The 12,205-nt window shown below is 62.5% G+C and carries 12 protein-coding genes; 4 read left to right on the top strand and 8 right to left on the bottom strand.

The genetic code is table 11. The features are described 5' to 3' along the window. Positions 1-34: 34 nt before the first annotated feature. From U5782_RS24650 to U5782_RS24670, 5 genes are all read right to left on the bottom strand, one after another. Positions 35-979, bottom strand: coding sequence for an isocitrate lyase/PEP mutase family protein (locus U5782_RS24650; RefSeq protein WP_322046505.1), 945 nt, complete (start codon positions 977-979; stop codon positions 35-37). A 72-nt stretch (positions 980-1,051) separates the two neighbouring features. After that, positions 1,052-1,915 carry an NAD(P)-dependent oxidoreductase gene (locus U5782_RS24655; protein ID WP_322046506.1) on the bottom strand — a complete coding sequence of 288 codons (864 nt, stop codon included), beginning with the start codon at positions 1,913-1,915 and terminating at the stop codon, positions 1,052-1,054. After that, the gene (locus U5782_RS24660; RefSeq protein ID WP_415914402.1) at positions 1,912-3,015 is read right to left on the bottom strand and encodes a LacI family DNA-binding transcriptional regulator; all 1,104 of its coding nucleotides are present in this window, start codon (positions 3,013-3,015) and stop codon (positions 1,912-1,914) included. Before U5782_RS24660 ends, U5782_RS24655 begins: the two co-directional genes overlap by 4 nt. Positions 3,016-3,065: 50 nt before the next feature. Continuing rightward, positions 3,066-3,401 carry a hypothetical protein gene (locus tag U5782_RS24665; RefSeq protein ID WP_322046507.1) on the bottom strand — a complete coding sequence of 112 codons (336 nt, stop codon included), beginning with the start codon at positions 3,399-3,401 and terminating at the stop codon, positions 3,066-3,068. Between the two features lie 5 nt (positions 3,402-3,406). Beyond that, positions 3,407-4,453 (bottom strand): L-idonate 5-dehydrogenase, encoded by a 1,047-nt coding sequence (locus U5782_RS24670; RefSeq protein WP_322046508.1) that lies wholly within the window; start codon positions 4,451-4,453, stop codon positions 3,407-3,409. Between the two features lie 267 nt (positions 4,454-4,720). Here U5782_RS24670 and U5782_RS24675 point away from each other — a divergent pair, with 267 nt between their 5' ends. Further along, positions 4,721-5,482 carry an SDR family NAD(P)-dependent oxidoreductase gene (locus U5782_RS24675; protein ID WP_322046509.1) on the top strand — a complete coding sequence of 254 codons (762 nt, stop codon included), beginning with the start codon at positions 4,721-4,723 and terminating at the stop codon, positions 5,480-5,482. Positions 5,483-5,493: 11 nt separating this feature from the next. Continuing rightward, positions 5,494-6,435 carry a 2-hydroxyacid dehydrogenase gene (locus tag U5782_RS24680; protein WP_322046510.1) on the top strand — a complete coding sequence of 314 codons (942 nt, stop codon included), beginning with the start codon at positions 5,494-5,496 and terminating at the stop codon, positions 6,433-6,435. A 16-nt stretch (positions 6,436-6,451) separates the two neighbouring features. Here U5782_RS24680 and U5782_RS24685 read toward each other — a convergent pair whose 3' ends face one another. Continuing rightward, complete coding sequence (locus U5782_RS24685) at positions 6,452-7,345, bottom strand: LysR family transcriptional regulator (RefSeq protein WP_415914403.1); 894 nt, start codon at positions 7,343-7,345, stop codon at positions 6,452-6,454. 322 nt (positions 7,346-7,667) lie between these two features. Between U5782_RS24685 and U5782_RS24690 the strand changes: the two genes are divergently transcribed. Next, positions 7,668-8,969 (top strand): MFS transporter, encoded by a 1,302-nt coding sequence (locus tag U5782_RS24690; RefSeq protein WP_322046512.1) that lies wholly within the window; start codon positions 7,668-7,670, stop codon positions 8,967-8,969. 52 nt (positions 8,970-9,021) lie between these two features. Here the strand turns inward: U5782_RS24690 and U5782_RS24695 are convergent, their stop codons facing one another. Both U5782_RS24695 and U5782_RS24700 read right to left on the bottom strand, forming a co-directional pair. Then, a complete protein-coding gene (locus tag U5782_RS24695; protein ID WP_322046513.1) occupies positions 9,022-10,119 on the bottom strand; it encodes a lactonase family protein in 1,098 nt (365 codons plus the stop codon). Positions 10,120-10,131: 12 nt separating this feature from the next. Continuing rightward, positions 10,132-10,620 carry a nuclear transport factor 2 family protein gene (locus tag U5782_RS24700; RefSeq protein WP_322046514.1) on the bottom strand — a complete coding sequence of 163 codons (489 nt, stop codon included), beginning with the start codon at positions 10,618-10,620 and terminating at the stop codon, positions 10,132-10,134. A 266-nt stretch (positions 10,621-10,886) separates the two neighbouring features. On the opposite strand from U5782_RS24700, the gene U5782_RS24705 reads away from it, so the two are divergent. Continuing rightward, positions 10,887-12,179 (top strand): acyl-CoA dehydrogenase family protein, encoded by a 1,293-nt coding sequence (locus U5782_RS24705; RefSeq protein ID WP_322046515.1) that lies wholly within the window; start codon positions 10,887-10,889, stop codon positions 12,177-12,179. The last annotated feature ends 26 nt before the right edge of the window (positions 12,180-12,205 follow it).

Raw genomic sequence — 12,205 nt, forward strand, 5'->3', positions numbered from 1 at the left:
TCTCTACGCACCAGGTCACAACGCGCGGTTTCGCTCAGAAACGCTTGCTGACAGGCGTCTGCACGAAATGCTCGGGGAACGGCGCCATCTCGTGATCGCCAATCTTGTAGTTCTTCTGCACGCCCGTGAAACGCGCCTCGAAGGCCATGAAGGCATTCGGTTCGAACAGGGGCGTAGCGCTCTCGCCCGGGATGCCGGTGGCGTCGACCTTGCTGTTCGTGTAGAGGCAGTTTTGCTGCTGGAAGTTCTTCAGACCGTGCTCGAGCATGCCGTCCATCGCTGCCTTCAACAGATAATGGATGGTCATGAAGTTAAAGCCGAGCGAGTAGACATCGTCGACCGAAACATCCACGACACCGTTTTTGGCGGATGCATCCGGGTACATCTTCCAGCCCGGAACGCGTTCGCCGACATAACGCGCATCGTCGAGATTCGAGAGGCGCACGACGGTCGTCATCTCCGCGCCCAGTTCATGCGAGGCCACGCAGCGGCGAACCGCTTCGTCGAGTTGCGTCTTCGGGTCGGCGTTGGTGCGTGCGATCAGCAGACAGTCCGTGCCTTCCAGCGCTTCCACCGCAGCGCGCACCTTGGCCAGGTATTCTTCGCGCGGCAGCAGTTCCAGCGGATTCTCCGGGTGACCGCCATCTTCGAGCTGAATGGCGGTGGCGCCAGCACGCACCATGCGCTTGCACGCACGATAGACCGCCAGCGGGCCGCCATAGCCGTCCTCGATATCGACGGCCAGCGGCAGCGGCGAGGTCTGGGTGATGCGGTTCACCATCCACTCGACGTCGCTGACGTTGTTGAACCCGTATTCGAAAAGGCCGTTCGCCGCGCAGGAAAACTCCCCCGAGCTGAACATCATGGCTTCGAAACCCACGAGTTCGACCGCGCGCGCCGACGCGGCGTCGTAGACGCACGGCGTCAAAATACAGTGATCCGCCTGCGACAGCAGGGCTCTGAGCGATTGCTTCTTCACTAGCCTTCTCCTCCAGTTAACCGATCCGGTTCGATGATGTCCTTCGATGTTTCCGTCTTGCTGCAATAGCAATCAGGAATCCAGAATATCGAAGAGTTTGATGTACTCTGCACTGTCCGCTGCACCTAACCCCGCTGAGACGAGAACCCGATGCAGTTCGGTGATCTGTCCTGTCACTGGCAATTTCGTCGCACATGCCGCCTCGATCGTTTCGAGATCCTTCAGCATGTTGTCGATCCTGCCGGTTGGCGTGAAGTCGCGGCGCGCCATCTTCGCCATGAACTCCTGCAGGATGCGCGAATCCGCGCGTCCTCCGGCGAGCGCGGCGGGAATGCGCGCGGGATCGACGCCGTTGTCTTCGGCAAAGCGCACCGCTTCGGTGACCGCCATGAAGTAGTTGGCGCACAGGATCTGGTTGATCAACTTGACCGTCTGTCCCGCACCGGACGCGCCAAGATGGGTGTGGTTGCGCGACAGTTCTTCGAGCACCGGCAACGCGCGTTGCACATGTTCTTCCAGTCCGCCGATCATCAGGGTCAGCGAGCCGTTGCGCGCGGCCGGCGCGCCGCCGGAGAGCGGTGCATCGACCCAACCCATGCCTGTCTTCGTCAGCAAGCGGGACGCCATGTGCGCCGTGCGGGCCGGGTCGATACTCGACATGTCGATCAGCACTTTGTCCGGCCCTGCGGCCGCCGCGACGCCATGTTCGCCAAAGACCGCCTGCTCCACGGTATCCGCATTGTTGAGACTGGTGATCACAAAGTCCGCTGCGGCCGTGGCGTCGTGCGGCGAAGCCGCCGCCGTCGCGCCGTGCGCAACCAGCTCGTCCACCTTGCTGCGCGCAAGATCGAAAACATGCAACTGCGTCCCCACCTCCACCAGCCGGCTGGCGATGGCGGAACCCATCACGCCAATGCCAATGACCGCTACCTTCATCCCTTTCTCCCTACAGAAGCCCGTTCAATAAGCGTCAGGCCGACGTCCACGACGTGCGGCGCCTCATGCTCGTTATCGCCCGCGAGCACATCCAGCAAGATGGAGCCTGCACGACGCCCGAGCGCATGAAAATCGACATGGATTGTCGTCAGCGGCGGATTGATGCCGCGGCCAATTTCGAAGTCGCCAAATCCCATCACCGAAAGATCGGCGGGCACGGCAATGCCGCGGCGCTGGCACTCCATGATGACGCCCACCGCCGAAAGATCCGATACAGCGAATACCGCTTCGATCGCGGGCTCGCGTTCGAGCAGGATCAGAAACGCCGCCGCACCGTGAGCGTAGGAAACGGGCGCGCGGCCATGACGCAACACCAGGTCGGTGGACAGACCGGAAATACGCAGCTCGTCTTCGAAACCGCGAATACGCTCCTCGCCGCGATAATCGCCAACCTGACCATCCTGAACCGCCCCCACCGCACCGATGCGCCGGAAACCGCGGCTAATCAGATGACGTGCCGCGACGCGCCCCACTTCGTAGTTGGAAAAACCCACGGCATGTTGAAACGGGCGCCCCGATAGATCCGCCGCTTCCAGCACGGGAATTTCCGCCGAGAGCAGCATGCGCGACGCCGCCCGGCTATGAACGGCGCCCGTCAGGATGATCGCCTCCGGCCGACGGGCGAGCAGGCTGGCAAGCTGCCGGTCCTCCTCGGCCTGGTCGTAGCCGGTGTAAGCGATGAGGAGGTGATAGTCCGCCTCGCGCAACACCTCGGTCAACCCATGCGCCACCGTCGAGAAGTTCGCATTCGTCAGCGTCGGCAGAATCAGCGCGATAAAACCGGTACGCCGGCTCGACAGGCTGCCTGCCGCCTTGTCAGGGACGTAGCCAAGATCCGCAATCGCACGCAGGACGCGCTCGCGCGTCTCGGGCAACACGCGCTCGGGCTCGCCCATCACGCGCGACACCGTCATGCGCGATACGCCCGCAAGACGCGAGACGTCGCGAATCGTCGGCCTCGCGCTCTTGGTGCTTTTAGTGCGCTTGCCGACTTTCTCCGCCTTGATGGCCACCTCTTCGTCATCACCCTGCGTGCTCATGAGCGTCCCATCCCCGTCCTGCTGCAAAAATTAGAAACGGTGGCTTGCCGTTATGCCGCTGCGGCGACGAGGTTTTCGCCACTGATCAGGTGATAAAAGCGTCCCTCGAACATTTCCAGAATCTCCAGCGTGACGGCGCGCGCCTGGCTGCGCACAGGCGAAGCGAGCGCAGCTTCGACGTCGGCGACAGAGGGATAGTCGATTTGCTGGATCATCACAATCGAAGGCGCGTCGGCGTCACGGTCTTGCACGCGTTGCAGACGAACGTTGCTCGCCTTGGGGAACTGTTGCCACAGCGGCACGAGTCGCTCTTGTACCTCGGCGAAAAAGCGCGCTTCACAACCTGGCTTGATGCGACCTTCGAAAACAGCGGTGCGGGTGATCATGGACATTACTCACTGATGGCAAGATGGAGCTTGACGACCTGGCTGCGATCGCCCGCGCGTTCGAATGCGGACACGGCGTCGCGCAGCGCCACGGTGCCGGACAAAATCGGGCTGACATCGACCTCGCCCGACACGATCAGATCCACGGCCTGACGAAACTCCTTGTTGGCCCGAAACGAGCCGATCAGATTGATTTCGCGCGATTGCAGGAGATTGACCGGTGTGGCCGTTTCGCCTGGCGGCAGCATGCCGACCTGGACCACCACGCCGCCACGCCTCACGACGCCAAACAGCGAATTCAGCGCCTGCGGCGAGCCTGACGCCTCGAACGCCACGTCGAAATAGCCGCCATCGGCTTCGAATGGCTTGAGCCCTTCGGCATCCGTTCGAACGTTGATCGTGCGCGCAGCGCCCATTTTTTCGCGGGCCACCGATAGTGCGGCATCCTCAATATCGGTCGCAACGACTTCCGCCGCCCCCGCCTTCACCGCCGACAACACAGTCAACAGACCGATCGGCCCGGAACCCGTGACGATCACCCGCTTGCCGAACAGACTGCCCACGCGATTCACGGCGTGCAGTCCAACCGAGAGCGGCTCGGCCACCGAGAGCTTGAGCAGGTCGGTGTCATCGGGTACCGGCACGATCTGGTCCGCACGCAGAACGAGGTGTTGCGAGAAGCCCCCCTGAACATGCGGGAAACGCCCTGCCGAGCCCAGAAAGAACATGTTCGTGCAGAGGTTGTTCTCGCCGTTGCGGCAGCGTGCGCAAACAAGGCACGGGCGCGACGGATCCAGTGCGGCCTTCATGCCGGGCCGCAGATGCGACGCCGCGCTACCGGCCTCGACCACCCAACCCGAAATCTCGTGACCCAGCACGAGCGGTTCGCGAATGTCGAAGTTACCGACGGCGCCACGGTGGAAATAGTGCATGTCCGAGCCGCAGATTCCACCGAAGGCCACCCGCACGCGCACTTCGTCGGCGGCAAGCGGCTGGTCGGCAACTTCTTCGATCCGCAGATCTTTCCTGCCGTAGCAGACGGCGGCAAGCATGGTGTGGCTCCTGATCTAGTGGTGGGATAAACAGCGCCCAATCTGTCGACGAATGTTTTCGCGCCGTTTTCGGCACATTCGTTAATGTGCTCGGTCACATCTTAAGTTGTCGCTCATTGGAGAGTCAAGCATGAACCATAAAATTAGGGGAAAACGCGCAATTTAGAGAATTTTCATGGCCGATACCCCGCTCAATCGATGTTGCAATGTTATCGGTCACTTCCTATACTTGCCTCCCAGATCACGTCATGGGAAAGGAGGCAGCACATGCAACAACTGTTCAGTCTTGAGGGACGTACCGCCCTGGTCACCGGCAGCAGCCAGGGCATCGGCCTCGCGCTGGCGACGGCACTTGCCGACGCCGGTGCGTCGGTGATCCTCAACGGCCGCTCCGGCCAGGCACTCGAGGCCGCCGCTGAAACACTGCGCGCCACGGGCGCGCAAGTCGACGTGGAATCGTTCGACGTGACCGACGCTCAAGCGGTGCGCGATGGCATCGCGCGCATCGAGGCGCGCCGGCCGATAGATATCCTCGTCAATAACGCGGGCATCCAGCGCCGCGCGCCGCTCGAAACGTTCAACGACGCCGACTGGGACGCGCTGATGGCGACGAATCTCAGCAGCGTCTACTACGTCAGCAAGGCGGTGGCGGCGTTCATGATCGAGCGCAGGCGCGGCAAGATCATCAATATCGGCAGCGTTCAGTGCGAGCTGGCGCGTCCAGGCATCGCGCCGTATACGGCCACCAAGGGCGCCGTGAAAAATCTGACCAAAGGCATGTGCGCCGACTGGGCGAAGCATGGGCTACAGATCAACGCGATCGGCCCGGGCTATTTCGACACCCCGCTTAACAAGGCGCTGGTCGAAGACGCCGTCTTCGACGAATGGCTGCGCAAGCGCACGCCCGCTGGCCGCTGGGGCAAGCTGGGTGATCTGCACGGCGCGGCCGTCTTCCTTGCCTCGTCCGCATCCGACTTCGTCAATGGCCAGACCATCTATGTGGATGGCGGCATCCTGTCCGTGATCTGAGGCTTCTCACCGTGAACAAACCTGTTGCGCTTCAGCTTTGCCCCTTCTCCGATTATCTGGAATCCGAACTTTCACGACGGCTCGAAATCGTCCGCTGGTTCGACTTGTCGGCCGAACAGCAGCAGACGTGGCTATCCGCGCACGCGGATAGCGTGCGTGCCGCCGTCACCGGCGGTCATCTCGGCTGTAGCAATGCGCTGATGGATCAACTGCCCGCGCTCGGCATCGTCGCCATTAACGGCGTCGGCTTCGACAAGGTCGACCTTGCGCATGCACGCGCGCGGGGCGTCAGCGTCACGACCACGCCCGACGTGCTGACCGAGGATGTGGCCGATCTGGCTATCGGCCTGATCATTTCCCTGCTGCGCCGCCTGCCCGCATCCGACGCGCACGTGCGCGCCGGCAAATGGCCGAGCGGCGACATGCCGCTTGCCAGGAAAGTGTCCGGATTGCGCTTTGGCATCGTGGGGCTCGGCAAGATCGGCAGCGCCATCGCCAGCCGCGTCGCACCGTTCGGCCCGGTTTTCTATACGGATCTCGCGGAAAAAGCAGTGCCCTGGCACTTCGTCGCTGATCTTCCCTCGCTGGCGGAATCCGTCGATGTCCTGATTATCGCCAGTTCCGCGAACGCCGCCACGCGGCATCTGATCTCCACACCTGTGCTCACGGCACTCGGCCCCGACGGCTATCTGATCAACGTCGCGCGCGGCTCGCTGGTCGATGAGCAGGCATTGATCGCTGCGCTTGAAGAAGGCCTGATCGCGGGCGCGGCGCTCGATGTATTCGAAGCCGAACCCAACGTACCGGCAGCGCTGCGCGCAAGCGACAAGGTCGTGCTGAGTCCGCACATTGCCAGCGCCACGCAGGAAACACGTCGCGGCATGGCGAATCTCGTGCTGGCGAATCTGGACGCGTTTATCACCGGGCAGCCGCTACCCACGGCGCTGGGTTGAAGCGGGGCGCGGCCGGCTAGGCGCCTGAGCGCGAACGGCGCGGTCTTTTGACGACGCCGGCGACTTCAAGGAAGGCCGCTTCGCGCACAGAGACTTCGTCGGCACGAAAGACCAACCACATCGCCGACCTGGCCTGACTATCGCGCAGCGGACGAAAAACCACGCCACTTGCCTCGATCCGCTGGAACGATTCCGGCACCAGCGCCACACCCAACCCTGCCGCCACCAGCCCGACCATCGTGGCGGCCGAGAGCGCTTCCTGAACCACCACAGGGGCGAAGCCTGCATGACGGCACATCGACATGACCTGTTCGTATGCCCCTGTGCCGCTGTCGGGCGGGTACATGACGAATGGTTCGTCGGCTAGCGCCTTGACTGCCAGCGGGCCCTTGCCTTCCGCGTATGCGTGCTCGGGCGGCAGCGCAGCGAAGAACGCATCCTCGAACAGGCGCACCGCGCCAAACGCCGGCGGCAAATCCGGCGCAACGGTTCCGCGGATGAAAGCAAAGTCGAGGCGTCGCTCAAGCATGGCCGTCAACTGTCCCTGCGTCGTCAGTTCGTGGATGCTCAAACGCACGCCCGGCCAGTCGCGACGATAAGCGAGTATCAGGCGCGGAATCACGTGGGTCAGCGCTGCCGCGCTCGTGAAGCCAATGCGTAGCTCCCCCAGTTCGCCCCGCTCGACGCGAGCGGCAATCGCACTGGTCTTTTCCGCCTGCGCCAGCAGCGCCCGCGCTTCCGGCAGCAGCGCCATCCCTGCCGCCGTCAGTTCGACATGACGATTGCTCCGGTCGAAAAGACGCGCACCAAGTTCTTCTTCCAGCACGCGAATCTGATGGCTCAGAGGCGGCTGCGCGATGTTCAGGCGCAACGCCGCGCGGCCGAAATGCAAGGTTTCGGCCAGAACCACGAAGTATCTGAGTCTGCGGAGATCCATGATACGGATTATGTATCAATCAGCGACGAAACGATATTGGACGTGAGATGACCGGGAGCGGAGCATAACGCTCATGCCGTGCCCCGCGCGGCGTTGATCCACTCCGCCCCCACCATCATGATTCGAGTCCTCAACATGCAATCGACGATTTCAACTGGACGTGGCGCGTGAAATGAATACGAGCACGGTTCTGGAAAAACAGGCTCGCACGCCTACGAACACGCTTCGGGCTGAAGCCGCGCCGCAAGAGGAAGGGGTTTCAACCGCACGACGCCGCCTGTGCATGGCTGCATTGATGACCGCAGCGATCCTCGCAGCGCTGGACACCACCATCGCCAACACGGCGCTGCCGGAAATCGCGGTCGATCTGCACTCGACCAAGGCAACGATCATCTGGGTGACCAACGCCTACCAGATTGCGATGATCGCGGCGCTATTGCCCTTTGCCGCGCTTGGCGAGTCCACGGGCTATCGAAGGGTGTTTATCGGCGGCGTGGCGCTATTCGGCATCGCGTCGGCGATGTGCGGCAGTGCGTCGACGCTTGCCTGGCTCGTCGCCGGACGCGCGGTGCAAGGCGTGGGCGCGGCCGCGATCATGAGCGTCATCGCGGCCTTCATTCGACACATCCATCCTCCCACGATGCTGGGACGCGGCCTGAGTACGAATGCACTGGTCGTCGCCATCGGCTTCACACTCGGCCCGGTCGTCGCATCGACGATCCTCGCGTTCGCGAGCTGGCATTGGCTGTTTCGCGTCAACGTGCCGGTTGCAGCGGCGGCTATCGCACTCGCTGCAATTTATCTTCCGGATGCCGCAGGCGGCAGGCATCGATTCGATTCTGCGTCTGCCGCATTGTGTACGGCATTCTTTGGGCTTTTGATGCTTGGCATCTGCATGCTGGAGAATGCAGGCGCAAGCGCTCTGACGATTGCCTGCGTGCTCGCATCGCTGGCGTGCGCGGCGGCACTGACGCGCAAGCAACGCGGCCATCCCGCGCCCATGCTTGCGGTCGACCTCATGGCGATCCGCACCGTGAGACTATCGTCGCTCACGTCGATTTGTGCTTTCGCGACCCAATCGCTGGCGCTGGTTTCCCTGCCGTTTCTGCTGCAAGGCGCCTTCGGCATGCCGGTCACCCGAACGGGCTTCGTGATCGCAGCGTGGCCGCTTCTCGTGGCCGTCATGGCGATTGTGGTCGCTCCGCTCAGCGATCGATATTCATCCGGCCTGCTTTGCAGTGCGGGGCTTATCGTGCTGACACTCGGGATGGTTGCGCTGGCAACGATGAGCGATGGTGTGTCGAGCGTGGGTATCGCGGTTCGCCTTGGCGTCTGCGGGATCGGCTTCGGGCTGTTTCAGTCGCCGAACATGCGCGAAATCATGAGTGGCGCGAGTGCCACCCGCAGCGGCGGCGCAAGTGCGGTTGTGGCCATCTCGCGACTGATGGGGCAGACGCTCGGGGCAGGTCTCGTCGCCCAATGTTTTCATTGGTGGCCGGCTGCCGGGCCACGAATGGCGATTGGCCTGGGTAGCGCTTGTGCGCTGTTGGGGTGCCTCTTTAGCGCGATGCGCCTGAAAAAACGCGCGGGTAACTGACCAAGGCGCCGATCCTTTCGCAATGTCGGGATCGGCGCCGCATTGAAGCACACTAGCCGCGCAGCAACACCGCGTTCGCCGGCATGGCGGTAACGTCCACCACATCCGGATCGGACAAGTCGCCGTTGCCTGCTACCGTCATCGCCATGATCGAGCCAATCCCGTTGCTATCGGCCGATTGCGCCTGATTCAGGACGTAAAGCGTTCGCCCCGACGTGCTGAACAACACGTGCCGCGGATTGAGCCCGCCGCTCGCGATCCGCGACTTCGCAACGAGTCGTCCGCTCGAAGGCTCGACATCGTACGAAGAAATGACGTCAGGCCCGCGGTTGGAGACGTAGAGGTGATGACCCAAACGATCCAGAACGATGGCCGCCGAGCCGTACATGCGCTCGCCCAGCGCGGCAAGTTCGTCATCCGTGAACATGGCGATGCGCTGGACCTCCTCGAAAACGCCTGATTCGGCGTCGTAGTTCAGCGTCATCACGCACATGCTGCCCTCGCCGTTCACATAAGCGACGGGCAATTCCGGATGGAACACCAGATGCCGGGGCGCCGTGCCCGGTGTCATGTCGAGTTTTCGACGCTCATCGAGGCGAAGCCGCCCCGTTGCTTCGTCGAGTTCGTAAGCCGATATCGTGTCGTTGCCCGCATCGGTGACGACGACGAACCGGCCGTCCGGCGACCACACAGCGCAATGGGGGTGCGGTCCCTTCTGGGTGCGCCTCGGCCCATGCCCGTAGTGTTGAACGATGTCACTCGGCGCTAGCAGCACACCGTCCTCAGCAACAGGAATCACGACGATGGTGCCGTCGCCGTGCGAAGGCGCAACAAGAAAGCGGCCGGATGGCGAAAGCGCCAGATGGCACGGATCGCGCACCGGCTGGCGACTCAGGAACTGCAAACCTTGATCCGTGATGCGATACGACGCCACCGAGCCTTCCGCGCGCGCAGGGTCTTCGCACTCGGTGTACAGGATGCGCTTTACAGGATCGACGACCAGGTACGCCGGATTGAATTCCGGCGTCCAGCTTTTCACGCGCAAGGCGCCCGTCGACTTGTCCACGGCGTATTCGGTGATACCCGACGCCTGACCCGAGCGACCGTACGCGCCGACAAAGATCACATCAGATTGAGTTGGTTCATTCATTGCCCGTCCCCCTCACATCTTCTCGCGCGAATCCCAGTGCTCGACGAACTTCCCGTCCCGAACGCGGAAGAGCACCGGCATGAACATGTCATACGTGGCGCCCGGATTGTGCGGATCGGGCAGGCGCCGCTGAAGCAGCATGGACACGAGGTCGCCTTCCACGACGAAATTCACCGGGATCGGCGGCGAATCGGGCGCCGGCACGTCGCGAAAGCTGGCCGCCAGCGCTTCGCGGCCATCGCCCACGTTCGGATCGTGCTGGATATAGACGTCGCCGATAAAGCGCTCGAGCACCGCATCGATGTCTTCGTGAATACGCCCTGCCCGCACCACCGCCGAGAGTGCGACCTCGAAATCCATCAGCAGGCGCTTGTGCGCCGCCGCGACAGGATCCGCGGCTGCGGTCAACGCTTCGTAATAATCGGCTCGCGTTTCCCAGGTCGAGAACAACGCCTCGTTGTGAATCGTTGCGACCCCGCCCGTGACAGTAAAGTCCGCCATCAGTCATGCCCCTTCAAGTGTTGAGTTTGCAGGCTTCCAACTCTACTGCGTGACCGGTCACATTGCAACGTCAATCTATCCATCGAATGCGTGTCATCCGTGTTTTATCAGGGTTTTCTAGCAGCATTCGCGATTCACGACACCTTGACCGGTCACAAATCAGGCATTACGATGTGATCGAACACATTGACCAAGATTCGCAGCGTGCCCCGCTGTTGACGCATGAATGGGCGCCATCGCGAGACATTGCAAGGAGACATCGAACCGTGAGCAGTAACGCACTCAAAGCCATCCCCGCCGAGCGGCCGCAGGAAGACAACGCAGCCGATGCGCTCAGCGATCTCGGTCGTCGCACGCGTGATGCACTGCGTGAACTCGTTCCCTTGCTGCGCCGTAATGCGCAAGAGAGCGAACGCATTGGCGCGCTCGCACCGGAAACCCTCAAGGCCGTCAGCGAGCTAGGCGTCTTTCGTCTGACGCTTCCGGCGCAATACGGCGGCCTCGCACTCGGCGCGCGCGATATTGCGGAAATCATCACGACGCTCGGCAGCGGCGACGCCGCAGCGGGCTGGCTGGCGATCGTCTCCACCGGCATTCGCGGCGAGCTGGTTTTCCCGGAGCAATTCGTCAGCGAGATGTTCGCCAATGCGGCAACCTGGCAAGGGCCGCTCGTGGCAGGCGCGAACCTGCTTTCGGCAGCTACCGGCAAGGCGCGCAAGGTCGACGGCGGCTGGATGATCAGTGGACAATGGCGCTATGGCAGCGGCTCGAAGCACGCGGCGTGGGCCATCGTGGGCGTGCAGTACACTGCGGAAGACGGCACCTCGCATCGCGCCCGCGCGGTGCTGCCGCAAAACCAGTTCCGCGTGCTGGACGACTGGCATGTGATGGGCCAGATGGGGTCGTGCAGCAACACGATCACAACAGTCGGCGAAGAAGAATTCGTGCCCGCGCACCGCCTGTTCGACATGGCCGACCTGCCGCAAATGGCCGGCAATCTCAAGGGCAAATACGAGGGTCTCGCATTCCGTTTCGGCCCGCTCGGCCAGATGCTGCTGGCGCCGGTGAGCTTTGCCGCGCTGAGCCTGGGTATTGCAGAGGCATGTCTTGAGAGTTTCGTGGGACAGGCACATCGACTCAAACCGTTCAATCTCGACTACCCGTCCGTCGCGCAAATGCCTTCCGTGCAGGTCGTCGCGGGCAAGGCGCGGGCCGCGATCAACGTGGCGCGCCGCACGATTTACGGTTACGCCGACGAACTGGACCGCCGCGCCCTGAACGACCAGGACTTCGAGCGCGAAGACGAACCGGTGATTTCGATGGATCTGATCTACGTGATCAACCTGCTCGCGCAAGCCATCGACTCGCTGCAACTGGCGCTCGGTTCGTCGACGATCGCGCTCGCCAATCCGATTCAGCGACACGTGCGCGACATCCGCGTGTTGTCCACTCATGGCGCGCTTCGCCTCGACCCGATGGCGGAAATCAACGGCAAGCAGATTCTGGGCGTGCAGTCGTCGAATCGAATGGCCAATTTCGACGGCCCCGCACGCAAGTAGCGCCCCAATAAAATAACGACACACCA

It is taken from the genome of Paraburkholderia sp. J67, from assembly GCF_905220265.1.
Taxonomy (GTDB): Bacteria; Pseudomonadota; Gammaproteobacteria; order Burkholderiales; family Burkholderiaceae; genus Paraburkholderia.